General features: G+C 46.6%; 20 protein-coding genes and 1 pseudogene. 11 read left to right on the forward strand and 10 right to left on the reverse strand.

Translation table 11 applies throughout. The features are described from left to right. Positions 1-200 precede the first annotated feature (200 nt). Positions 201-1,442, forward strand: coding sequence for a cytochrome-c peroxidase (locus KS4_RS06810; RefSeq protein ID WP_200761654.1), 1,242 nt, complete (start codon positions 201-203; stop codon positions 1,440-1,442). Between the two features lie 76 nt (positions 1,443-1,518). On the opposite strand, the gene KS4_RS06815 is transcribed toward KS4_RS06810, so the two are convergent. From KS4_RS06815 to glpK, 3 genes are all read right to left on the reverse strand, one after another. Beyond that, positions 1,519-2,256 carry an MIP/aquaporin family protein gene (locus KS4_RS06815; RefSeq protein WP_145076394.1) on the reverse strand — a complete coding sequence of 246 codons (738 nt, stop codon included), beginning with the start codon at positions 2,254-2,256 and terminating at the stop codon, positions 1,519-1,521. A 29-nt stretch (positions 2,257-2,285) separates the two neighbouring features. Continuing rightward, complete coding sequence (locus KS4_RS06820; RefSeq protein WP_145076396.1) at positions 2,286-3,851, reverse strand: glycerol-3-phosphate dehydrogenase/oxidase; 1,566 nt, start codon at positions 3,849-3,851, stop codon at positions 2,286-2,288. 80 nt (positions 3,852-3,931) lie between these two features. Beyond that, entirely contained in the window at positions 3,932-5,428 is a 1,497-nt protein-coding gene (gene glpK / locus KS4_RS06825; protein WP_145076398.1) for a glycerol kinase GlpK, read from the reverse strand. A 276-nt stretch (positions 5,429-5,704) separates the two neighbouring features. On the opposite strand from glpK, the pseudogene KS4_RS18125 reads away from it, so the two are divergent. From KS4_RS18125 to KS4_RS06860, 8 genes and pseudogenes are all read left to right on the forward strand, one after another. Beyond that, a pseudogene (locus KS4_RS18125) lies at positions 5,705-5,857 on the forward strand (helix-turn-helix domain-containing protein); the annotation flags it as partial. Positions 5,858-5,887: 30 nt separating this feature from the next. Next, complete coding sequence (locus KS4_RS06830; protein ID WP_234698865.1) at positions 5,888-6,457, forward strand: IclR family transcriptional regulator; 570 nt, start codon at positions 5,888-5,890, stop codon at positions 6,455-6,457. A 231-nt stretch (positions 6,458-6,688) separates the two neighbouring features. Then, entirely contained in the window at positions 6,689-7,693 is a 1,005-nt protein-coding gene (locus KS4_RS06835) for a hypothetical protein (RefSeq protein ID WP_145076402.1), read from the forward strand. Between the two features lie 399 nt (positions 7,694-8,092). Further along, complete coding sequence (speD, locus tag KS4_RS06840) at positions 8,093-8,491, forward strand: adenosylmethionine decarboxylase (protein WP_145081510.1); 399 nt, start codon at positions 8,093-8,095, stop codon at positions 8,489-8,491. Positions 8,492-8,558: 67 nt separating this feature from the next. After that, entirely contained in the window at positions 8,559-9,506 is a 948-nt protein-coding gene (locus KS4_RS06845) for a spermine/spermidine synthase domain-containing protein (protein ID WP_145076404.1), read from the forward strand. A 446-nt stretch (positions 9,507-9,952) separates the two neighbouring features. After that, positions 9,953-12,352 (forward strand): type IV pilus assembly protein PilM, encoded by a 2,400-nt coding sequence (pilM, locus tag KS4_RS06850; protein ID WP_145076406.1) that lies wholly within the window; start codon positions 9,953-9,955, stop codon positions 12,350-12,352. Next, positions 12,349-13,833 (forward strand): hypothetical protein, encoded by a 1,485-nt coding sequence (locus tag KS4_RS06855; RefSeq protein ID WP_145076408.1) that lies wholly within the window; start codon positions 12,349-12,351, stop codon positions 13,831-13,833. Before pilM ends, KS4_RS06855 begins: the two co-directional genes overlap by 4 nt. A gap of 88 nt (positions 13,834-13,921) precedes the next feature. Then, positions 13,922-16,201: a hypothetical protein gene (locus KS4_RS06860; RefSeq protein ID WP_145076410.1), complete on the forward strand. Its 2,280-nt coding sequence runs from the start codon at positions 13,922-13,924 to the stop codon at positions 16,199-16,201. Between the two features lie 42 nt (positions 16,202-16,243). Here KS4_RS06860 and KS4_RS06865 read toward each other — a convergent pair whose 3' ends face one another. From KS4_RS06865 to KS4_RS06880, 4 genes are all read right to left on the reverse strand, one after another. Continuing rightward, on the reverse strand, positions 16,244-16,885 hold the full coding sequence (locus tag KS4_RS06865; RefSeq protein ID WP_145076412.1) for a hypothetical protein: 642 nt from the start codon (positions 16,883-16,885) through the stop codon (positions 16,244-16,246). A 17-nt stretch (positions 16,886-16,902) separates the two neighbouring features. Continuing rightward, the gene (locus tag KS4_RS06870; protein ID WP_200761656.1) at positions 16,903-17,907 is read right to left on the reverse strand and encodes a CNNM domain-containing protein; all 1,005 of its coding nucleotides are present in this window, start codon (positions 17,905-17,907) and stop codon (positions 16,903-16,905) included. Next, positions 17,897-19,216: a hemolysin family protein gene (locus tag KS4_RS06875; protein WP_145076416.1), complete on the reverse strand. Its 1,320-nt coding sequence runs from the start codon at positions 19,214-19,216 to the stop codon at positions 17,897-17,899. The genes KS4_RS06870 and KS4_RS06875 overlap by 11 nt, the downstream gene beginning before the upstream one ends. An 84-nt stretch (positions 19,217-19,300) precedes the next feature. Then, positions 19,301-20,398, reverse strand: a complete 1,098-nt coding sequence (locus tag KS4_RS06880; RefSeq protein WP_200761657.1) for a Gfo/Idh/MocA family oxidoreductase — start codon at positions 20,396-20,398, stop codon at positions 19,301-19,303. A gap of 135 nt (positions 20,399-20,533) precedes the next feature. Here KS4_RS06880 and pdxA point away from each other — a divergent pair, with 135 nt between their 5' ends. Further along, entirely contained in the window at positions 20,534-21,604 is a 1,071-nt protein-coding gene (pdxA, locus tag KS4_RS06885; protein ID WP_145076420.1) for a 4-hydroxythreonine-4-phosphate dehydrogenase PdxA, read from the forward strand. A 50-nt stretch (positions 21,605-21,654) separates the two neighbouring features. Next, complete coding sequence (locus KS4_RS06890; RefSeq protein ID WP_145076422.1) at positions 21,655-21,954, forward strand: FmdB family zinc ribbon protein; 300 nt, start codon at positions 21,655-21,657, stop codon at positions 21,952-21,954. A gap of 89 nt (positions 21,955-22,043) precedes the next feature. On the opposite strand, the gene KS4_RS06895 is transcribed toward KS4_RS06890, so the two are convergent. The 3 genes from KS4_RS06895 to KS4_RS06905 form a co-directional block, all read right to left on the reverse strand. Further along, positions 22,044-23,252 (reverse strand): carbohydrate ABC transporter permease, encoded by a 1,209-nt coding sequence (locus KS4_RS06895; protein WP_200761658.1) that lies wholly within the window; start codon positions 23,250-23,252, stop codon positions 22,044-22,046. Between the two features lie 3 nt (positions 23,253-23,255). Continuing rightward, complete coding sequence (locus tag KS4_RS06900; protein WP_234698866.1) at positions 23,256-23,981, reverse strand: carbohydrate ABC transporter permease; 726 nt, start codon at positions 23,979-23,981, stop codon at positions 23,256-23,258. 145 nt (positions 23,982-24,126) lie between these two features. Then, a complete protein-coding gene (locus tag KS4_RS06905; RefSeq protein WP_145076426.1) occupies positions 24,127-25,554 on the reverse strand; it encodes an ABC transporter substrate-binding protein in 1,428 nt (475 codons plus the stop codon). Positions 25,555-25,625 lie beyond the last annotated feature (71 nt).

Consider the following 25,625-nt stretch of genomic DNA (forward strand, 5'->3'; position numbering starts at 1 on the left):
AGATATAAGAAATAGGTCGCCAATGGGCGGCCTATTTTTGTTTTGTAATGAAGAAGGATGATGTTGCGTCATTTGCTTCTTTGAATAAAAATAGGAGAATGAGACTCAGGTTCAATAATGTTGATAGCCTAGCCAACAGGGTTGAGGAAGCGTGGGTGTTGTTTGTTTATTGAAGTATATAGAAGAGGATGGACTGAATCGTGTTGAAATATTTGCCTGTGTTGATTGTGATGGGAGTGTTTGGTGTGGCGGCTTTGGAATCGCAGGTGGCTGATGGTGTGCGCGGCGTGCTTGCGAAGATCCGTGATCCATTTCGATCAACAACTGTTGATGGGTTTGTAGGAGAGAGCCGTCGGGATCGGCGGCCGAAGCTGACAGGAGCAGAGTATGAGGAGTTGGCGAGTGTGCTGCGCGATGTGTACTCAGGTTCGATTGAGGCATGGCCTAAGCCACAGTTAGATGAAGGGGTGTTATTTGAAGAGATGGGATTGGTCGGTGAAGTGGATCATCCGAAGGATAATCCGACGAGTCGTGAAAAGGTGCTGCTTGGGAAACGATTGTTTTTTGATGGACGGCTATCAGGGATGGGGCAGATGTCGTGCGCTTCATGTCATATTGCGGATTTGGGTTGGGCAGATGGTAGAGCGCGGTCATTGGGACATGGTGCGGGGCAATTGGCGAGGAATACGCCGACGATGTTGAATAGTGCGTTCAGTAAGAAACAATTTTGGGATGGGCGAGCCGAGACGTTGGAAGAACTGGTGGTCGCGGTGTTGACGAATCCGGATGAAATGAGTAATTCACCGGAGCAAGTGGTGGAAACGGTGCAAAAAATCAAGGGATATCGCGAGCAGATCAAGGATGTGTTTGGTGAGGATAAGGTCACGATTGAAGTCATTGCGAAATCCATTGCGACTTATGTGCGGAGTGTTGTGAGTGACGGGTCGAGTCAATTCGATAAGTTTTTAGCTGGTAAGCAGGATGCTTTGAGTGATTCTGAATTACGGGGTCTGCATTTATTTCGAACTGATGCACGGTGTATGAATTGTCACAGTGGGCCGTTGTTAACGGATCAGGGGTTTCATAATTTGGGGCTTGTGTATTATGGCCGCAAGTATGAAGATTTGGGGCGGTATAACGTGACGGGTGAGGCAGAGGATGTGGGGAGATTTAAGACGCCGAGCTTGCGGAATGTGGGGCGAACGATGCCGCTGACGCATACAGGGTTTTTTGATGTGCGAGGTATGTTGAATATGTATAACGCAGGGATGGTGGATCAGAAGGTGAAGCCGGGTCAGGAAGAAGATCCGTTGTTGCCGATGAAGGATGTGCTTCTGAAACCGTTGCATTTAAATGATCAGGATTTGGATGATCTTGAGGCATTTTTGAGGACACTGACGGAAAGACGGCGCCGGGATATGATGCCGGTTTTGCCGGAATAAGATTGGGGCTAATGTGGAGATAGAAAAAGCCGAAGCTTGATGCTTCGGCTTTTTGATTGGATGTATGCGAATTGTGTTATCCGATCGCAATGGACGGAGATTTGAGGGCTAGGTGTGCGAGGGCGGCGAGGATAGCGCCGACAACAGGTGCGATGACGGGGATCCATGCGTAGCCCCAGTCTGAATCACGTTTGCCTTTGATGGGTACGAGTGCGTGAATGATACGTGGGCCAAGGTCGCGGGCGGGGTTGATGGCGTAGCCAGTGGTTCCGCCGAGGGAGAGGCCGATGGCGAGGACGAGGAGTCCGACTGGGAGTGCGGAGAGAGAGCCGATTTCATTGCCTGCAGCGGGTGCGGCAAGATAGAAGACGCCAAAGACGAGTGTGAAAGTGCCGATAACTTCAGACATGAAGTTGTTGAAGGTGCTGCGGATGGCTGGGCCTGTGCTGAAGACGGCGAGTTGTAGGTTGGGGTCTTCAGTTCGGTTGAAGTGTTGGTTGTAATGTACCCAGACAAGGAAGGCGCCAAAGGCTGCGCCGAGCATTTGCCCGATGATGTAGGTTGGGACGCTGGCCCAAGGGAAGAGGCCTGCGGAGGCGAGGCCGATGGTGACGGCGGGGTTGATGTGAGCACCGCTGTAGCCTCCAACGGCGAATACGCCGACGAAGACGGCCATGGCCCAGCCGAAAGTGATGACGATCCAACCGGCGTTGTTGCCTTTGGTGTCTTTCAGGACGACGTTAGCGACGACCCCATCACCAAGTAGGATAAGAAGTGCGGTACCGATAAATTCTGCAATGAAGTGTGAGAGCATGATGAACCTCAGTCATGTCTAATAAAGAGTTAGTTCGAAGGTAAATACTGATTAGCAAGTGTGGTGTAGTGATTGATTTGTTGTTCAGCCCAACTGTCGTTGTGGTTGAGTTCCCGAGCAAGTGTGTGGGCTACGAATGGAGCCATATCGATACTTGCCTTAGCGTCGAGCAGGAGGGCACGTGTACGTCTTGAAAGGAAATCTTCAACGGTGCGTGTGTGTTCGTGTTGGATGGCCCAGATGAGTTGGGCTTTTGAGATGGGCAGGCGTTGGTCGATACGCTCCGCGAGGTCAGGGTTTTGCTTTTCAAGATCGTGGATATGATGCGCATCGGAGCCGTAGTGGGCGAGGGAGCTTCGTTCGAAGAGATCTTGTGTCGAACCGTGGATTGCGAGTTCAGTAGTTTTGCAATCTTTGGTTGGCAGATCGGCGACGATGGATGCTTGATCGATCGTGTCTTGTGCCATTTTTCGGTATGTGGTCCACTTTCCGCCGGTGACTGTTAGGAGGCCTGAGCGAGAGATTGAGATAGTGTGGTCGCGTGAAATGGCTGCGGTGTTTTTGTTGTCGCTGTCGGGATTAACGAGTGGACGAATGCCTGCAAAAACAGAGAGGATGTCAGAGCGTTTGGGGTGTTTGATGAGGTACTGCGAAGCGGTTGAAAGGAGGAACTCTATTTCGTCGGGGAGGGCTTGGGGTTCTTGAGGGATATTATCGAGGGGTGTGTCGGTGGTGCCGACGAGGACTTTGTCGAGCCATGGAATGAGGAAGATGACGCGGCCGTCCGAGGTTTTGGGGACCATAATGGCTGTGTTACCAGGGAGGAATTTGCGATCAAGAACAATATGAATGCCTTGGCTAGCACTGATCATTGGTGAGGCTTTGGGGTCGTCGATGAGACGGAGTTGATCTGCGAATGGGCCTGTCGCATTGATGATTGCACGGGCTCTGATGTGGTATTGATTGTTGGTTTCGATGTCTGTTGCGGTAACAGCGTTGAGTATGTCGTCTTCCTTGTGGAGTTGATCGACATTCATGTAGTTGAGGGTTACGGCTCCGAGATCTTCAGCGGTTTGAGCGAGGTTGATTGCGAGGCGAGAGTCGTCGAATTGACCGTCGTAATAGATTGTGCCGCCGCGTAGTCCGTTTTGCTCCAGTGTGGGGATGCGCTCAAGGGTTTGAGATTGTGAGAGGTGTTTAGACTTACCAATTCCAAGGCGGCCGGCCATGAGGTCGTAGATTTTCATGCCGATGCCGTAGAAAGGTGCTTCCCACCAATCGTAATTTGGGACGATAAAGGGTAGGGGGTGAACGAGGTGTGGCGCGTTTTCGCAAAGGAGGCCTCGTTCTTTGAGTGCTTCTAGAACGAGAGAGAGATTGCCTTGCTGGAGGTAGCGGACGCCGCCATGCACCAGCTTGGTGCTGCGGCTAGATGTGCCTTGAGCGTAGTCGAGTCGCTCGAGGAGGAGGGTTTGGTAACCACGTGAGGCGGCATCGACGGCGCAGCCGAGTCCGGTTGCGCCGCCACCGATAACGAGGATATCCCAGATTTTATCTTTGCTTGAGATTGAGCTAAGTGAACTACCGCGATCCATAGTTATCTCCGTGTAATGACCAACCGAGGTAACCCAACCACCGGGTTACATTACGTGGACTATGTGATTAAAGAGCCTGATTAATCGTCGGCCCATTGTTTGGCACGATTGAGAGCTTTGAGCCAACGTTGACGTTTCTTGTTGGCGTCTTCTTCACTCATTTCTGGTTTGAATTCACGGTCGACGGCCCACTGGCTTTGGATTTCATCGATGTCTTTCCAGAAGCCAGTGGCTAGGCCTGCTAGGTAGGCAGCGCCGAGAGCGGTTGTTTCTTGGACTTGTGGCCTGACGACGGGGATGCCGAGGATATCTGTTTGGAGTTGCATAAGCAGGTTATTGACGGTTGCGCCGCCATCAACGCGCATTTGCGGGATGGCCATTTCTGAGTCAGACTTCATGGCATATAGGACGTCATCGACCTGGAAGCAGATTGATTCGAGTGCTGCACGGCAGATATGGTTCGCTGAGGTACCGCGTGTGATGCCGACGATGAGGCCGCGGGCGTATGGGTCCCAATGTGGTGCGCCGAGGCCTGCAAAAGCAGGAACAAGATAGACGTCACCAGAGTCTTTGACGGCTGCGGCTTTGGCTTCGATATCAGCAGAGCTTTTGATGATACCGAGCTCATCACGAAGCCATTGGACCACTGCGCCGCCGATGAAGACCGAACCTTCGAGGGCGTAGGTCGTTTTGCCGTTGATTTTCCATGCAACAGTCGTGAGGAGATTGTTTTTGGTTGTAATGGCTTGATCACCGGTATTGATAAGCATGAAGCATCCGGTGCCGTAGGTAGATTTGATCATGCCGGGTTCGATGCACATCTGACCGAAGAGGGCGGCTTGCTGATCGCCAGCGATCCCAGCAATAGGGATTTGTGAGCCGAGGTTGTTTCCGGACGTGGTGCCGTAGATTTCTGAGGATTCTTTTACGACAGGAAGTACTGAAGCAGGGATGTTGAGGATGTCGAGTAATTCCTGATCCCATTCGCCGGTGTGGATATTGAATAGCAGTGTGCGTGATGCGTTGGTTGGGTCGGTGATGTGCAGATCACCGCCGGTGAGATTCCAGATAAGCCAAGAGTCGACAGTACCGAAAGCGAGGTCGCCAGCTTCAGCGAGTTCGCGTGCGCCTTTGACGTTATCAAGTATCCAAGTAATTTTTGTACCAGAAAAATAAGGGTCTAAGCGAAGTCCCGTCTTAGCAGTAAAGGTTTCTTCATGCCCATTACTAACAAGGTTTTGGCAGAATTCAGCAGTTCGTCGATCTTGCCAAACGATTGCATTATGAATTGGTTTTCCGGTTTTCCGGTTCCACAAGACAGTGGTTTCACGTTGGTTTGTGATGCCGATTGAATCGATGTCTTTTGTTGTGAGTTGTGCTCTTGCGATTGCTTCTGAGGCAACGCTGACTTGTGAAGACCAGATTTCATCGGCATCGTGTTCGACCCAGCCAGCTTTGGGGTAGTGTTGGGCGAATTCTTTTTGAGCGACCGAGTGTATTTTGCCTTGGTGGTCGAAAAGGATCGCTCTGGAGCTGGTGGTGCCTTGATCGAGTGCGATAATAAACTTGTTACTCATGGGGTGTTGTCCTTTGCATGCCACAACTGCGTCTTAGGCTCGAATGTGGAGGCGATAAAAAATGGGGGTACAACGAATATGCGAATTGGACAGTAAAAAAGAAAATATAGAACTACATTAAACATATTTGTGCTCGGTATTTTATCGAGCGCTTTTTGGAAAGGGAACCAAAAAAATACGATTTGGTCGTAAGATTTTATGTTGTTCTGGTGTGATATTACGTAAGACACGTTGCTTGCCTTGCGTGTCGCAGTGCGGTACTGTAAATTCAACGCAATGGAATCTGGAGTAGCAGTCAAATTATTTAAGATTATTGAATCACTAGGTGCGGCTGGAGAGCCTATCGGCTTAGCTCCTCTGGCAGCGAGAGTTGCGCTTACAAAATCTACGGTACACCGTATTTTGAGTGATTTAGTCGCCTTGGGCTATGTCGAACGCGTACGCCCGGGTGTATATACATTGACCAATAAGCTACAGCGGGTGATTACCGGTAAGGATGATCAGCGGCTAATGAATTGCGCGGAGCCGCTTTTATGGGAGCTGCATGCTGAGACGGATGAGACCGTGAATCTGGGCGTTTTGAGTGAGGATCGCGTGATTTATCTGAAGGTTATCGAGTCTGCACAACCGCTACGTCGTGTGGCGGAAGTAAATTCGACAGACCCATTTTATAATACTGCGTTGGGTCGGGGGATTGTGTCGCAATTGCCGATGGAGGAGCGTGAGGCGATCGTGCAGCGTGCAAATCTTGTGCCACGGACAGATAAGACGGTGGCTGACAAGCAGCGATTACGTGAGATATTGGATGCTGCGAGGCGTGATGGTTTTGCGTATGAGCAGGACGAAAGTGACATGGGGGTGACATGCTTGGGCGTTCCCGTGTTCGAAAATAATCGTGTGGTCGCGGCGATGAGTGTGAGTGTGCCAACGGTGCGTATGGATGACAAGAGGTATGCGATTATTGTCGATTTGCTTAAATCTGCTGCGACAAGACTGTCGGACATGCTTAGCATGAAGACGCATGGTTAGGGTTAGCTCATTCGGTTGGTAGAAAACGATCGAGCTATAGGAATACGCTTAATTTGAGCGGGTGTTTATTCATCATGTTTGAATTAGTTGTTGTCTGTTTTGTGTATTAATGAACAACAGGGAGGGTCGAGTTGGCGTTATTGGGTGTTGTGGTTATTCTTAAGTTATTGTTTTGGATGAGGGGGCTGATAGCCGCGAATGCTTGTGTGTTTAATTGGGAAGAGATAAAAGATGAATCAGCCGATCTGGGTGACAGGGCGCGTGCCAAATGGGTACTGGAGTACACGTTCAAATCGTGCGCAATATATGAAATGGCTGGGCAAGAAGCTTCGGGTGCGCAGCAATAAACAATGGTATAAGTTATCGCGTAAGCATTTTCAGGATAACTATGGCGGTGGGTTATTGGCGACGATATATAAGGATTCGCCGTTAGCTGCACTTCAGGATTACATGCCACGAGAGAAGTGGATTCCTTGGATGTTTAGCCGGACACCGCAGGCTTATTGGCGTAATCCGAAAAACCGTAGAGCCTATATGAAGTGGTTGGGCAAGGAATTGGGGTATACGAAAATGAGTGACTGGTATGCGCTTAGCCAGCAAGATTTTCGTGATCATGGGGGAAATGGATTGTTGGCGAATTACTATCGAAATTCGCCTGTTGATGCGGTTCGTGAGTATATGCCAACGCGGAATTGGAATGAATGGCAATTCCACGCGACGCCACAGCGTTTTTGGCAAGTTAAGCGCAATCGTGCACGGTATATGGAATGGTTGGGTAAGCAGCTAAAGATTCGCAAGCCAGAGGATTGGTATCGCGTGACACGTAAAGATTTTTACGATCACGATGGTGCGGTGTTTTTGAAGAATTTTCGGGATAGCTCGCCTCAAGAGGCGCTGAGGGAATCCTTGCCAAAATATCAGTGGAAGCCGTGGCTGTTCACGCGTGTCCCGAATGGCTACTGGAAGTCACCGAAGAACCGTGTTGCCTATGTGAAGTGGCTGGGGAAGATGTTGGGATGTACGAAAAATGCGGATTGGTATGTTCTGACTCGTGAGGATGTTAAGGCATCGGGTGGTGGGGCCATGTTGAGTATGTATTACAACAACTCAGTATTGAGCATGTTAAAGGCGGCCTATCCGAAAGCGAAATGGGATACGAGTCGTTTTAATGCTTCGCTGCCTTCAAAATCCGGTAAGTTGTGGAAAAAACTAATACGCGGTCAGCGTAAAGGTTGATAAGATTTTTGTTAGCTATTTGATAGGCTGTAAATATTTTTATCTTTGAGTCTCAGAATGGATTGCTAGGCAGAAGTTCCATCGATAAAATCCTCGATCTCATAGGCAGTGCGTGTCTTTGAGTGTGGTGTTAGGCTGTTGCGAGGCAATCAGCCTTTTATCATGGCTCGGTTTGAGAACTGATGGGGTTTTAGCGACGTAGCGTGGTTATCGAAGTCAGTTAGCCGATTTTATTAGTTTCAAGTGGAAGGAATTCTGTGGACGTAAAGCTCAGGATCGATCCTGGTTGACGTTTATATTCACCTTTTGCTGAAGGAGGTTGCGTTGGTATACCCCCCCATTCCCTCTCCCATATCTTCTGCTTTGTCTTCCGAAGTTACTTCTATCGTTTCGGAGCACATGGTTCCGCCTGTAGGAATACACTGTATTTTAGAACTCCGAGGTTGTTGTTCGGGGTTGCTTGATAGTGAGCCATATATTCGTGAATCGTTAGAACAAGCGTCGCGTGAAGGGATGTCAACCTTATTGAAGATTGACAGCCAAAAGTTTGAGCCTCAGGGGGTGACGGCTTTCGCGATCTTGGCAGAATCACACATATCAATTCATACATGGCCAGAATTGGGTTATGCGGCGATCGATGTTTTTACATGTGGTGAGACGGCGCGGCCGCGATTGGCTTGCGAGTTTTTAGCACGGGCATTGAAAGCTGAAAGCTATAGTTTACATGAAGTTGAGCGAGGTATGCTTGCAGCGGGGCAGGTTACTGAAGCAGAAATGTTGAGCGATGAGACAGCGTAGGGAAGGCGGATTTACGGGGTGATTGTTGTTGGTTGAAGATTAATTGATAGCGTTAAAGGAGCATGCAATGCCAGGCTCAAGAGTAAATGCGGATGTTTGGGTGAATGAGTACATCTCGGAATATGATGTGCGACAGTTTGGTGTGGATGAGATTTTGTATGCGGCGAAGACGCAATATCAAAACGTTCAGATTGTGCGCTCGGGACAAGATCGGTTGGCATTGGTGTTGGATGGTAAATGGCAGTCTGATACGACAGATGAATTTATGTATCACGAACCTTTGGTACATGTCGCGTGCGTGAATCATGGGACGCCCAAAAAGGTGCTCGTATTGGGTGGTGGTGAAGGCGCTACAGTGCGTGAGGTGTTGAAATGGAAAGATATTGAGAAGGTTGTCATGGTGGATATTGATGGGGAGGTTGTGGATGCTTGCATAAAGCATCTTGAGCCCATGCATCAAGGCTGCTTTGATGATCCAAGAATGGAATTGGTTATAGGTGATGCTCTAAATTATTTAGATGATTCAGAAAATGAATGGGATATTATTATCTCAGATTTATCTGATCCGATTGAAGAGGGGCCGTCTTTTCCATTGTTTACAAAAGAATATTTTGAGAAATGCAGACGAGCGATGAAGGCTGACGGGGTACTTGTCGTTCAGGCAGGGCCAGTTTCGCCTACGGAAGTGGTGTGTCATGCTCGGCTGCATAATACAATTGCGGCAGTGTTTGAAAGTACAGCATCTTACTCGACACAGACCACATCCTATGGTGCGCCATGGAGTTACGTTCTTGGATCGGCAAAACAAATGGATAGATTACCGAACCCTGAGCGAGTAGATTCTTTGTTGTCAGAGCGGACAACGGGTGAATTTAGGATGTTTGATGGCGTTGCATGTTTAGGTTTGATGGGGATTGGCAAGCATATTCGCCATGCAATCGAGACGGAAACGACCATTTATACGCAGTCAGATCCTCGAAAATTCTTTGGAACAGGTGTGGCAAGTCAATCATGACAAGATATTCAAAAAGCCTTCAACTGTGTTGAGGGCTTTTTTGTGTAACTCTATGCAAAATAACCCTTTTCCACTGTCATGTGTTTGTGATTTAACCCTTGACCGAAAGGGGATTTGGGGTTCTAATAGGGACTGCTTTGCCGGTGTTATTCAGGCTTTGCGCTATTCATCGCCGTGTCATAGACATGTGATGATGAATTGATTGTAAAGACTTAGCCTCATCCTGACCCAATCCTCCTAGCCGGAAGATCTTCAAGATGTAGCGAAGACATCGAAGTGATCAAAGTACAGGCCCTCCAGCTTTGACACTTCAAGTAGACCTGGCAACAGGCTGCTGGCAAGTAAACTGGAACATAAAGCGATCCGATGCGTCAGATGAAACAAGTCCGGACAGTGACGTAGCGGTTATTGAAAACATTCTGTACGCACAGCTACAGGAGATTGGCATGCCGAGTAAGAACGACTGCTGGGGTATTGAAGTTGGATCCCACGCCATAAAGGCGGTGCGTTTAGTGAAAGCCGGCGGCAATGTTCACTTAGAAGATTACGCCATCCTTCCTTTCAAACAGGTTCTGACAACCCCAGACATCAACGTCGAAGAAGCGATTCAGGTAAATCTTGATACGTTCCTTTCTAAACACGACGTTTCCAAGAGCACCATCGTTACGTCGGTGCCAGGCAATAAGGCTTTCGCTCGATTTGCCAGTCTGCCTCCGATTGAAAAGAAAAAGGTACCTAGCATCGTTCGTTATGAAGCGGTGCAGCAAATCCCGTTCCCGATTGAGGAAGTCGAATGGGATTACCACATCTTCCAACAGGACGAGTCGCCGGATGTAAAGGTTGGTATTTTTGCGATTACCAAAGAACGTATCGCACATTACCTGAGTAATTTTAATGCAGTAAATATGCGTGTAGACGCGGTGACTTTGTCATCGCTAGCCGTGTTCAATGCATTTAATTACGAGAATCAGGAATCAGAAGATGGGGTGATTTACATTGATATCGGCACAGAATCGACAGATGTGATCATCGTAGAAGGCGGTTCGGCTTGGACACGTACCTTGCCGATTGGTGGTAATAACTTCACAAATGCTTTGGTCGAGAGCTTTAAGTTGTCGTTCCCAAAAGCTGAGAAGTTGAAAAAAGAAGCACGTACATCGAAGTATGCCCGTCAGATCTTCCAAGCGATGCGACCAGTTTTTGCTGAGCTTGTGCAGCAGGTTCAGATTACGCTTGGCCGCTATAAGACGATTAATCGCGAATCTGAATTAACCAAGATTGTTGGACTGGGTTCTACATTCAAGCTGCCTGGCTTGCAGAAATTCCTGAAGCAGCAGCTACAGATGGATGTTTCTCGTCCAGATGGATTCTCGCAGATTGATATTAATGGCCGATTGGAATCTGACATCGCTGAGAATGCGGTGAATTTGTCAACGGCATACGGCCTTGCACTTCAAGGCTTGGAGATGGAATCGCTGACCGCGAATATACTGCCCGACATGATTTTGCGTGAGCGTATGTGGAAGGTGAAGCAACCTTGGTTCGCGGGTGCAGCAGCAGCATTTGTGGCCGTGGCTCTCGGTTCTACGGCTGTCTATCTGAGTGATAGCTCTACGACAGAAAAATCATTCCAAAGTGCGAGTGCGAGCACAATTAAGAGCATTGTTCGTCGTGCAAAAACTGAAAGCCAAAAGTATGGTGAGGTTTCGACAGAAGATCCACGCGTGAAGATTGAGAATCTTTACCGTATGCTGGATTACCGTGAGCTTTGGCCAGCAATTCTTGCAGATATCAGTGAAGCAACGAATTCTCTTGTTGATGGTGAGGATCGAGAATTACAATTGGCCGCGTTTAAGGCTGATTACGACAAGATTGAGAAATTGGCTGAAGAAGGCACATTAGCTAGAGCTCAGCGTAAACGTGTCTATATCGAATCCATCCGTGCTGAATACGTTCCAACACCAAAAGAAGAGGATGAGGAATCTTCAGGTGGTATGGGGATGATGGGAATGGGAATGGGTATGGATATGATGGGTGGTGATTTTGGCGGTATGGGTATGGGTATGGGTATGGGTATGGGAGGTGGTGGAACTGTTAGCTTGGATCAAGCACAGATCACTGGTCGATACGATCTTGATGAGTTTTGGCAGGAAGTAGAAGTTGAAGAAACATCAGATGATTCATCCAGCGAAGATTCGTTCGATGTGATGAGCGAAACAGAAGCCGAACCAGCAGGTCCGGTTTATAAAGGCCCTCAAATTGTTATCACGATTGAAGGTACAACGCCATACGGCGAGCCATATGAATTTTTGAGTTCACAGTTTTTGGGTTGGTTTGAGAAGTATGGTGATCGTGATGACCGGCCATATGTGATTGAGGTACCTGAAAACGCTCTTGAGAAAGTGGTGCGTCTCGGCGATTTGAATCTTGGTAATAATAGACCAGGATCTAGCAGTACAGGCGGAGCTGACATGGGAGCTGAGATGGGCATGGCGATGGGTGGCGAAATGGGAATGGGGATGATGGGTGGCGAGATGGGAATGGGGATGATGGGTGGTCAAATGGGAATGGGACGTAACATGTCTTTGGGTAGCACCAAGACTGCTAATCTTCTCCCGCTTCGTCCACTCATGGATGAAGATATCAAAGATGACCACAAGTTTACGATCAAGCTGCACTTTAATCTGCGTCGCCCAACAGAAACGCGTGTGAGTGCTGTTGATGAGAGTATTCGTAACGACAATTCGTCAGTGCCGCCAGATGAGACTGCCAATGACAATGGTGAGATGGATGAGCAGGCGAGTAATGAAGGTTCAATTATGAACAGTGAAGAGGTGCAGGCATGAAATCAGTTCTGAACTGGACCAAATCAAATCCGATTAGTGTCGCTTCGATTTTTATCGTGATCACTTCATGCGTTATCTTCTACATGTTTGCCATCCAAGGTGGGGCAGATGTGCGCAAAAGAGCAAACGAATGGAATAAGCGGTTATCAGAAGTCGATCGGTTTATGCGTGCTAGCGTTGTAATCCCTTCGCCAGTAAGTGGTGAATCTGAGCAAATTTCTCCCATCACGATCAATGGCAAAGTGATTGATAAGATTCGTAATATCTATAGCAAAATTAATGATAGCTACGATTCGCTGTATCAAGAGACTGTTGCGCGTAGTAAAGAGAATCATGAGTTGTTGATTCCTGAAATTTTTGATCCAAAGATGAAGGATAACCGTGATTTACCGTTTAAATTTCGCACGAAATATAAACAGGCATTTATTGATTTGTTAGCTCCTTTTGATCCCGCGATCGGTATACCACAGCTGAATGCAGGTCTGCCGCCTAGTGCAAATGATCAAGCTATGGCAATCAAGGAAGCTCAAGAGAACTATATCGCTTCTGTGGAAGTAGCTCGTGGTACAGGCGGGGCGGGTACATTGACTTCCGAAGATCAAGAAAAGATTGTAGCAGCTCAACGTGAACGCCTGTTGGAAATGCTGCAGAATCAAGCATTGAATATCAATGTCTACGCTAGTACGAATTTTAATAGTCCATTATTCCCATTCCAGATTGGTTCATGGGCGTTAGATACTTCTGGGCGTTCACCTGAGCCGTTTGAACTGTATGAAGGTCAAATGGAACTCTGGATTCAGCAAGATATTGCTTCTGCAATTGCGAAAGCAAATGGTATCTACCAAATGGATACGCAAGGCAATTTCCTGCGTGATTCTCAAGGCAATTTGATGTTAGATGACAACAATAGTGTTCTAAATGCACCATTTAAGAACTTGAAAGTTGTTGAGATCGTTTCTGGCTATGTTGGTATTCAGAGTCGTGGCGGTATTACTGGTGACAGTAATAAAAGATCAAATGCTGGTGGCCGTGGGCAAACTCCTCGGCGATCAGTGATTGCGTATAGTCCGCCAGCAGAAATGATGGATGATAATCCAGATCAGAAAATCAAAGAAAACTTCTATATTAGCCCGACGGGTCGTGCGAGTAATGCAGTTTACGATGTTCGCCACGTACGGATCGTTGCTGATGTAGATTATCAAGAATTGCCAGAAATTTTTGATGCATTCAACAAAGTCAACTTTATGACTGTTGTTGATTGTCAGATTTCTCAGATAGATGAGTATGAACTGCTCGCTCAAGGCTACATGTACGGTAGTTCTGATTGTGTGCAGATTGAAATGGTAGTCGAGAGTGTTTGGCTTCGTGAATTGACACGCGAATATATGCCTAACACCACACTTGAGTACCTAGGGCTCAAAGAGCCTTCAAACCCAGATGCAGCAGGTAGAGGGATGATGTTTGGCCCGGGAATGTTCTAGTCATTTCCTCGGAACCATACGACTCACCGAGCGTCTAAATTAGTAATACAAGATATCAAACGTCACATTTGAAGAGAGCTTCAAGATGATGAAACCAAAAGATGCAGGCTTTTTTTCACTCCACATTGAGAAGATCATACTTCTGGTCGTCCTGCTGATTTGTGCTTTGCTTGCCATGAAGTATGTATTGACTTCACCTAATGCGATTACCATGAATAGGCAAAAGGTTGATGCGAATAAAGCATCATCAATGGTAGAAGAGAAAGCACAGCAACTACGTCGTGGTCTTGAAGGTGACGCTGAAGAAATCCCTGAGATTCATACACCTGACTACAGCAAAGAGTTTAACAAGCGTTTGGGTGCTAGCGCGACAGCGATCGCAAGTAGCTTTAATCCGTTAGGGCAGCCCGGTACAGATGTAAATTTAACTCAAGATTCCAAGGATGTTCCAAGATATTATCTACCAAGCCCGCCAATGGCAGAATCTTTAGCGATACGTATTGGTAATGTGGTTCTTGGCAAGCTTAATAATGGTGATGTTGAGCGTGATATTCTGAAGCTGGTTCCAACAGGGAATGTATCGAACTTTCGTTATGCATCAGTAAAAGCAGAATTTCCAATTGACAAATGGATCGAAAGACTCACCGCTGACATGGTTGATGCTGCGATGATGTCATACCAGTCAACTGTTCTAGATGAAAACGGAGCTCCACTTCTTGATGAGAGCGGCAATGTCATTACTGAAACCAAGCAAATGCAGCCAATGCCTAAAGTTTGGTGGCAGCCCATGCTCGCAGTTACCGCTGTTGTCCTCGAGCGTGAAGAGCTAGACCCGTTAACAGGGAAATGGGGTAATCGTAGGTTGGTCACGAATATGCCAACACAGATTGCTTTCCGGCCAGATGATGCTCAATATAATGGTCAGAAAAGTATGCCGAAGCAAATGGCACAGCAAGTTGTGCGTGAGGTGAAAGTCAATCAAGTCGATGTATGTCGACCCGAATTTCTTCCAATGGAGTTTCCTTTGACTTGGCTTCCACCAGATGCGAAGAAGCTATCACCAGACGAAGAAAAAGAATTATTTAAAATTCGGCGTAAGATTGCGCGTTACGAGAAGCAGCTCACCAAAATTCAAGAGAATATGAAGCGCATGAAAGAGCGCGAAATGATGAGTCGCGAACGCAACACCAATAGTCGTGGTACGACCAATAGAAATAGCCGAAGCACACGCAGTAGCCGTAGCAGTCGTAGTACCGGCGGCGGAATGGAAGGCATGATGGGTGGCGGAGGTATGGAAGGCGTAGGCGGTCGATCCACACGCTCTCGTTCAAGGTCTACCTCCAGCCGCGGTTCATCTAATAATTCTCAAGCACAAAACCTGCAAGATCAAATGTTGCTTCTTAAAGAAAAGATGATTGAGGAAATTGAAAAGCGCGAAGTCTTGATGGGGCGCCGTGAAAAATATATGCCAGGCCAAAATAATAACAATGATATGTATGGAGCTGGTATGGCAGGCGGAATGGGAATGGGAATGGGAATGGACATGGACATGGAAATGGGAATGGGAATGGGAATGGGAATGGGAATGGGAATGATGGGTGGTATGGGGCAACAAATGGGAATGGGCAGCTTTGGTCGATCGCAAAGCTTCTCTCGGCAGCTTTCAAATGCTGTTGAATCACAATATGAACAAAAAGAAGACGGTACACGTGTCATCAAAGTTTGGGCACACGATATCACGATTGAGCCAGGCAAGACCTATCGTTACCGTGTAATCGTTTCGATGCTGAATCCGTTGTTTGGCCAGCACCGAGTTGCACCGGAGCAGAAAGACGAAAATTACTACAAGCTTACGCTCGCGCCAACTGAGGAAGAGCGTATGGCAGGTGAATGGACAGAAGCTGTTACACCAGATCCGCAGAGCTACTTCTTCTTGGTTGGCAATTCTTCGAACAATGCTCGTGTTGAAGTTTGGGCACTTAACAACGGTAAGTGGCTGAATAAAGAGTTTACCTTCGAGCCAGGTGATGCGATTAGTGGTTACATTGAAGTTGAGAACGAAGATGACGGTGATACACAACTTTTAGTGAGTAGTGGCTCTATCATGATTGATATGATTCAAGCTTCACAGGGTCGCGAGGCGCAGTTGCTGTATATCGACTCCAACTCGGATAAAATTGCGTATCGTGATGCGAACTCAGATAAGGACAGCCCAATTCGAGTGCGTATTCAGAATGAAGCGATTTCCTATGATGAACTGCTTATTGAGCAGGATCGTGAGAACACCAACTCACCTGCGAATATGATGGGGCCCGGAATGGATATGATGGGACCTGGTATGATGGGTGGCGAGATGGGGATGTATTAAATTACTGAACGATGAGCAAAACCGTCGACTTAGACGGTTTTTTTATGCGCCCACTTGAACTAAGGCAATTGAGCAATAACCATTACCTGTTCTATCTGTAATCTTGAATGCTTCGATTTCAGGATATTGAATTGGCAATCCCAACAAAATGCATTGATTATACCAAGCCGTGATATCATTCTTGGCGGTCTTGCGATCGGATGTGAAAAGTATTAGTAATAAACCACCATGAGACAATCGTTGTTCTTTCCATATTTTTGCAATATCTGCAGGAACAGGTCGCCTCAAATCATTGCTATAGCGATTATGGATCGTACCTTCCGTAAATTGCTTAACGACTTTTACTTCCAACCAATAAGCATCTTCTGGATCCGCAGCTTCTATCACATTGCTGAATAATGTTCCGATTAAATCATAGTCTTTCAATGGAGTATTATTTTTTGTGAGAACAAAGTCGCAGCGTTGCCCTTCGTTTTTACGTTTGAGTTGCCAGCTAGCCGGGTACCGAACTTCGCGCAGAACACCATAATTACTGTGTTGGAAAGCATCTTCGAGAATCTCGTGAAGTTTGATTTCTTTCCAGCTATCGAAACCATAGACAACTTGCTCAAGGTCATCCATATCACGTTGTTGTGTTAAACGTGATGTAATGTGCTGCAATATCTCAATGTTACACCAATCCATTGTATGCTCTCGCCTCATCAAAAATGGCTAATGCTTCCCGTAATTGGCTCAATAAGATCTTTGACAGTCACGATACCAAGAGGTTTGTTCATTGAGGAGCAAATTATGCCCATATATCGGTGATGATGCTGCAAGGCTTTTAGGCCGTCACGAACACTGGTGTTTTGATTGATCTGAAATGGCTTCAACATTAAATCTCGAATCGGTGGGCATGTATCAGCATTATGTATTAATACATCATTAATGAGTAACACACCAATAACATGATTGCTATCATTAATAACCGGATATCTTGATCCTCGGTTTTTTCTAGCAAAATCCCACAGTACTTCTGGTTTTGAATCAATATGTACTGTCATAACATCATGCCATGGCACCATTTTTTGGTCTACGGTTATTTCAGACATCGCAAGTACACGTCCTGCCATTTCCGAAATGTCATCGCTCAGTAAACCGTATCCTACACTTTCTTTAACAAGTAATTCGATATGATGTCGTGGTTGATTTCGTGGATTAAATGTTTGAACATCAGCGGAACTTCGGAAGAGCTTCATAAGACAGTGTGTGAAACCACTGACGAGAGGCACGAAGCCAAGCGAGGTAAAAGCAATCTTGGATCCTCGTAGTATGTTGTAAAAACGATAAACCAATTTATCTGGATGAGCCGCAAATAGATCTTTTGGAAGTGTTTCACCAAAAACAAAAAGGATAGGTGTTACGATTAGTGTATTCAGAAGGATTGATTGCCATTCATTATATCCCCACAACGATAATATCACGGCCAGTGCCGCTGTACCTAACTGATTCGTTGCGTTGTTGCCAATCAATAAGGTACTAAGCAGCGTACTTTGGTTCGTTAGCAGTTTATCGATTGATCGGGCACGTTTGCTTCCTCGCTGAGTTTCGATATGAAGCATAACTCTATTCAAACGATAGACGCCGGTTTCCAAACCCGAGTAGATAGCAGAACCCATGAACCCCAGAAGCATCATACATGTCCAGAAAATCAATTCATGATTCATGGTTACCAACTCCTTCTGCATGTAAGCTTACGGTAACCCATCGAACCCGATTTTTTTCAACTTCTTCAACACGAATTACGATGTTCTCGATCGATATTTCATCGCCAATGACAGCCAATCGTCCTAGTGCAGCTAGCACCAAACCAGCTATCGTCGTTACTTCATCTAATGCCCCATATTGCTTAACAAAATCGCTACCCCCAAATAATCCTTGCCAATCGTATACCGGTAAATCAGCACTAACTCGCCACTTCCCTTCAGTTTCTTGTATAACTTCAGGTCCGCCGTTTTGTTCATAGCCACCAGCAATCTCACCGACCATATGCTCAACAATATCTTCGATTGTGATCAGACCGGCAGTGCCGCCATACTCATCAACGACGATGGCAAAGCTTTTATCATTCTCACGTAAATAACGCAATAGCTCATCTGCGCGTTGTTGTTCTGGAACAAACAATACATCTTCGGTCATACTTTTAATATCATTTGCGTAACGTGGTTTATTAAGTAGCGCACGTCGACTTGGTATTACACCAAGGATTTTATCCAAATTACCTTCATATATCGGGATGTAGCGAAGTTTGGTTTCTTTGATGATATCTATAAGTTCTGAAGCTTCTACAGCTGAATTAAATGCGATGACATCGACTCGTGGTACCATCAGATCTCTAACTTTGATTTGAGCTAGCTCAAATACTTGTTGCAGCAAATCTTCTTCATCACGATCAATTACACCACGTCGCTGGCTAAGTTGTAGCAATGATTCTAATTCAGCTGGGCTCATCTCGAAGCCAGCTTCACGGGGTGCGATCAGTCTTGCAAGTGGTGTTATTACAAACCATGCGGCAAACCATCGAACCGGCGCAATCGTACGATGGACAAGATACAATGGTAGTGCAATCAATTTTGCGAAAGTTAAGCTCGCTCTGATTGCAATCATTTTTGGCAAAACCTCACCAAACAAAATAATTGCCAACAATGATCCGATTGTGATTAATGGGATCATCCAATTATTCAGAACCCCGAGATCAATTTTCGTCGCATAAAGTGATAAAGCTGAGCTAATCGCAAAGTAGCTCACATTGACGGTCATGTTGCCTAATAGAAGTGTGATTAATATTTGGCGTGTTTCACTCAGCAGCAGAGTAATAAGTTTTCCAGATGCGCCACTTCTGGGTAGCTGCATTCGTTCCAATTTCGTCAAATTGAATAAAGCAGTTTCGCTTCCACTAAAAAACGCGCTCAATACCAGCAATATCGGCAGAGCCAATATCATCAGCGTGATACCTATCTGCGCTTGTATTTCCATAACTGACGTAACGGGTTAGTCCCCGCTCAAGCCTCCATGCCGACAACATGATTTAGACGAAATAGGTGATCTATAATACGTTGCCTAGCTATCACTATTTCTCATGGCCGTATTAATATCTTGGTTTGATATGATCGAGCTATCGCGCCCAACCCATTTGTGTTCCTTAATCGCTTGCACAACTCGCTCAGCCGCATCAACCGCAGCATACCCATCCAATGCGGTCACAGCTGGTGTGTGCTTATTAACAGCTGCATGCAAGAATGCTGTAGCCTGTGCTGTTAATGGGTCTTCATCGCCGCCCAGAACATCCATATCAAGTTCCTCAATATCAATCATTTCTGTGTAATCAAGATCAGAGAGGTCTTTACCCGCACCAAGCTGATCGCGAACCTCGGCAAGAACATTGATATTTGCTTTAGAAGATCTCACCGCTATCCCACTGCGTGAGGCATAATTTAAGCTGACATACCCTTGTTCGCTGAACAGTCTAAGCTTACGTTCTGTTTTAAGCGCGAGCCTGGATGCCGTTAAATTTGCCACGCAACCACTTTCGAAAACGATCCGAGCAGAGCAAACGTCTTCTTGCTCACCAAGTACCGATACGCCTGTTGCATCGACCTGTCGTATTGGCGATTTGGCAAACATTAAAATAATGTCCAAATCATGGATCATCATGTCCATCACAACACCGACGTCCAACGATCGGAATGTCATCGGACTCACGCGATCCACCTCGATATAGCGAGGTGTTAGATCCATCGCAGAGACCGTTCTAACTGCGGGATTAAATCGCTCAGTATGTCCCACTTGTAAAACTGTTCCGCAGCCTTCAGCATATTCTGCCAACCCACGCGCTTCAGCGACACTCTGTGCCAATGGCTTTTCAATTAAACAAGCGATCCCTGCTTTCAGAAGCGGCTTAGCCGCCTCTGTGTGGTAAATCGTAGGCACAGCCACACTCACACCCTGTAGGCTTGGCTCGTTCGCCATAAGCTCTTCTACGCTCGTATAAGCCTTGCATCCATACTCATCTGCGACTGTTTCTGCACGATCCTCATCTTGATCCACAACAGCAACGAGGTTCGCAATGTCCATATTGTGATATGTCCGTGCGTGATGACGACCCATTCGCCCAACACCGACAACAGCCACATCAACCGGTTTTTCGATCTTATCCATGTCCATATCCTACGGTACATCCCCCCTGACTGCGAGTCCTCTAAACCCTTATTAGGACAACTATGGATAACCCCTCAATCATGTCTCACCCTTAGATTCGCAGCAATCTCCTAATCTTCGTGATAACATACATAAATGGTTCAAAATACCCCTGACAACCCAGCTCCCCAGCCTGTCCGCAAGCCTGTCATCGGCATTACACTAGGTGATCCTGCAGGTATCGGCCCCGAAATCATCGTCAAGGCACTTGCTGATCCCGCGATCAGAAAGCTTGGCCGTTTCGTTATTTATGGCCTCAATGAACTGCTTCACTACGCAGCTGATCTCGCTGAAATCGAGCCTTTCTGGTGGCGGCTCCAGCATGACTCTGAACGCGCAACTTACTCTCTTGTCCACGATATCGTCTGCTTGGATTTTGATGAACATTCCATGCTCGCTTCACCGTATCGCAAGGCCTCTAGGCAAGGTGGCCAAGCTTCGTTGGCCTTTCTAGAGGAAGCGGTCAACGCTGCACAGCGCCCGATCGAGCAAGGCGGCATCGATGCCCTCGTGACTGCCCCAATCTGCAAAGAATCATGGACGCTCGCAGGCGCCCGTTTCCCTGGCCACACGGAATTTCTACAGCATCGCACAAAATCTAAACGCGTTGCCATGATGTTTCACTCCCCACAACTCAATGTCGTACTTGCTACGATCCACATTCCTCTTATGGATGTCCGTAATGTCCTCACTATCGGTAAAGTCTTTGACCCAATCGATCTTGCGAATGAATCTCTTAAAAAATTCGGCATCAAGAATCCCAAAATCGCTGTTTGTGGCCTAAACCCTCACGCATCCGAGAACGGTCAGTTCGGCGATGAGGAAGCTCGCATCATCGAGCCTGCTATTGAGCACGCGAGAAAATTTGGCATTGACGCACACGGGCCATTTCCTGGCGATACGATTTTTATCCAAGCCGTCAAAGGAAAGTACGACCTAGTTGTTGCCATGTATCACGATCAAGGCCTCATCCCACTAAAACTTCTCGCATTCGATGAAGCCGTCAACATGACACTCGGCCTCCCCATCATTCGCACCTCGCCTGACCATGGCACAGCATTTGATATTGCAGGCAAAAATATAGCCTCCCCAGATTCCATTAAATCTGCCATCAATCTTGCCGCTAAATACGCTGCAACCCGCATCGCGGAACAAGCTAAAGCATGACTTTTTCGCAAGTTTTGCCTAGTGCCACCCCCGCAAACTATAATTCAGCTATGCCAACATACGTATACGAAGTCATTCTTGAAGACGATGAGCAAGGTCAGGTTTTCGAAGTTACTCAGAAAATGAGTGACCCACCACTTACCGAGCACCCCGTTACAGGTCAGCCCGTTCGACGCATCATCCAAGCCCCCAGCATTGGTGGTAAGCATATCGACATTGGCAATACAAAAAATATTTCCGATGATAAACTCGGCAAACTCGGCTTCACGAAATATGTGAAAACCGATACAGGTAAATATGAGAAGACTGTCGGTACAGGTCCTCAAAAAATCCATCACAAACGAGATTAGCTTTTCCATCTTTAATTCAAGCGAAAAAAAGCCCACACATATAAGTATGGGCTTTTTTATAATGTATATCCAAAAATAGAGTCAGGTACTTAACCCTTCAAACCAGACATCGAAATGCCTTCGATAAACGTCTTCTGTGTGAAGAAGAACAGCACAATCACAGGCAGTACGATCATCGAACTGGCTGCCATCAAGAAGTGCCAATCCGTACCACCCTGCTTACTTTGATAGAACTGCAGGCCTAATGCCAGTGTAAAGTCCATCTGATCAGTCAAGAATAGCAACGGTCCGAGGAAGTCATTCCAGGTAGCCATAAATTGGAATAGCCCAACAACCATCAATGCTGGCTTTGCAAGCGGCAGAATGATCTGCCAATAAATACGAAATTCACTGCAGCCATCAATTCTTGCCGCTTCCGACAAATCCTTTGGTATTGCCATAAAGAATTGCCTCAGCAGGAACACATTAAACGCACCCGCAAAGAATGTTGGTACCCAAAGCGGCTGTAGTGTACCAATCCAGCCCAATTCCTTGAACAAGCTATACAACGGCACCATCACAACTGGGAACGGAATCATCATTGTCGACAGTACGACGATAAACATCGTATTCCTGCCTCGCCAATTGATCCGCGAAAAACCATACGCAACTAGAGAGCAACTGATGACAGTGCCGATTACGGTCAAGAAACATAACGTAATCGTATTCCATAAGTAGCGTGTAAAGTACAGCTTTTCTTTACCAGAGCGAGATTCATATTTACCCATATCAAGAATTGAATCGCTGTAGTTTTCCCAACGAGGTGAAGTCTCTTCCGTGATTTCACTTTTCGGAACAATCCATCGGCGCCCAACTTTGAGGACATTCGACACACCACTCCCTGTGTTCTCACTGACCTTAGGCAATACTTCATTCACAAGCACGCTTGGCGCTTCAGCTGAAGCATCAGCCTGCATCGTCACTGTGATCGGCATGCCGTCATATGTTCCACTCTGACCATCAGCATCAAGTTTTAGTAGCTTGTCACTAACACCAGCAATCATCCATTTCCCAGATTCCTTCATCGTCATTAAATATGATGGTGCTGTTATCTCAATTCCTTCTTTGACTTCAATCTTTTTATTGTTTTCTGTAATGTAGCTTCGGAAAGGTACGAACGATGGCGGAGTCGTCATCGCTTGATCCAGTGGCTTCAAAGATGTTGCCAGCATCCAAATCAATGGCAACATGAATAAAGCCGAACCCGCAAACAATAACACATACAAAATTATCTTTGTTAATTTACTCTGCTTCTTCATCAATCAAGCTCCCGCATAATGTACAAAACGCTTCGTTAGTTGCGTCGCCAGGAGCGTAAGACCTAGCACAATCAAAAACATCACCCATGCCATCGCACACGCATAACCCATATTCAAGAATGAGAACGCGTTGTCGTATAGATACACCGCAAAAAACAGTGCCGATCGGTCTGGACCACCATTTGGAAACATGATAAATGGTTGCACAAACACTTGAATAGAACCAATTATTCCCATCACCATATTGAAGTAAATCACAGGTGATATCATTGGCATTGTGACATGCAACAATCGCTGCAAACCATTCGCGCCATCTAGCTCTGCTGACTCATATAAGTGTCGCGGTACGTCCTGCAATGCTGCAAGATAAATAACAATCTGATTTCCCACGCCCCAAAGCGACATGAGAATCAGCGATGGCATTGCCCATCTTGCGTCATTCAGCCAATTAGGCCCGTCAATACCAATTTTATCTAAACCAAAGTTAACTAAGCCATGTTGGCCATTAAACAGCCACATCCAGATCATCGAACTTGCAATGATTGGAACAAGCGAGGGCAAAAAGTAAATCGTTCGAAACATTGGACGACCAACGATCTGCTGGTTCAGCATCACCGCAACAAGCAATGAAACGACCATCCCTAACGGGATAGCAAACATTGAGAATTTCAACGTGTTCCAGAGTGCTTTCCAGAATACTTCATCGAAGAACATATCCACATAGTTCATCCCGCCAATCCAAACAGGATCACTCAATACATCATAATCCGTGAATGAATAGTACAGTGACGCAACTAGCGGGTAGCCCGTTAGCACTAAAAACCCAAAAATCCATGGCCCAATAAATAATAGGCCCTTCAATAACTCTTTTCGTTCAAAACGTGTCATCGTTAGCCCACTGCTCCAATCTTTCGGTTTTTACTGCATCCCAACGACGTACCATGCCGTCGAGTTTTCTCTGAATCCGTTCTTGCACAGACTTGGCAGCATCTTCAGGTGTTTTTCTCAATGAAAGAACCTGCTCGTAACCAACGCCCATTTCACTTGTGTACTCCTTCCAGATCGGAGATTTTGGCACAGTCTTTGCATCCTTACTCCACGCACCATCGATGAATGTTTGGATGTATGGATTCGGATGCGAGCTCACAAAATCATCACTCACCTTTTTCAATGGCGAGAATTTCTTCTGTCCCATACAAAGCAATTCCATATTCTCTTGCTTCTGTACAAACGCGATAAAATCAAATGCTTCTTCGGGATGCTTTGCACCCTTAGGCACAACCAACGTGTCGCATTCGGCAATCGTTACAAATGGTGTTTTTTTGGGATTAACAGAAGGGAACGGTGCCGCTGCCCATTCCATACTTGGAGCATATTTTTCAATAAAGTTGTGCATCCAAACACCCTGAATCACCATCGCCACTTTGCCTGAGAGAAACGCATCTTGCGGTGAGGCAAAGTTCCCAAAACCAGCCGCAAACTGCTGCACATTCTTGACGCCGAGTTTCTCCGTATAACTCCGATACCAAGCCAGAGCGGCAAGATTTTCAGGGCTATCTGCTAGTATTTTTCGGTCGCCTTCCAGCAAATCGCCGTCAAACCAATACACCCACATCGTATTGAACCAGCCCGGAACGTGCGGTAAATGTCCAACTCGTACGAGATCGAAATTTTTTGCCTCTTTCTCAGTATCAGTTAAGTCAGTAAACCGAACTTCGACATCTTTGCCTTCACGCTCTATCCGTACGATAGTAAGTGCATCCGACATCGCATCCAATTCTTCCAGCGACTGTGGCGCCATATTTGGATCGAGCCCAGATTCTCGGAAGAGCTTTTTGTTCCAATGTAGCGCAATTGTCGCAGGTGTTGCAGGCAGTCCCCACGTAAATCCTCGATGTTGGCACAAATCGATCAATACCGGAATGTAATCATCGGTTGAGATGCCACGCTTTGCCATCGCCTTGTCCAGCGGTGTTAAAGCGCCTTTCTCAGAGAATGTTTTAACCAGATATGACCACAACCCCGATACGTCAGGCGGGTTCCCACCAGCCGTCGCCAGCAACAACTTGCTGTCTAGTTGGCTCACCGGCAGCATCTCGACAAAGACCTTGTCCTGAGACTCATTGTACTTGTCAACCACCGCCTTCATGGCGTCGTACTCGAAGCCCGTCCACTTCTCCCAATACTGAATCACAAGCTTGCCATCATCGGTATAGCGATCACTCTCGCCACATCCACTCAGCATGCTCGTCATCAGCCCAATCAATCCAATGATTAGAACCAAACACTTATTTATTCTCATTCGTTGACCTCGATCGCTCTTGATGTTAACGACACATCACATACCAACAGCAAAGCTCGAGAGCTTTTGCT

The organism is Poriferisphaera corsica (assembly GCF_007747445.1).
GTDB lineage: Bacteria > Planctomycetota > Phycisphaerae > Phycisphaerales > Phycisphaeraceae > Poriferisphaera > Poriferisphaera corsica.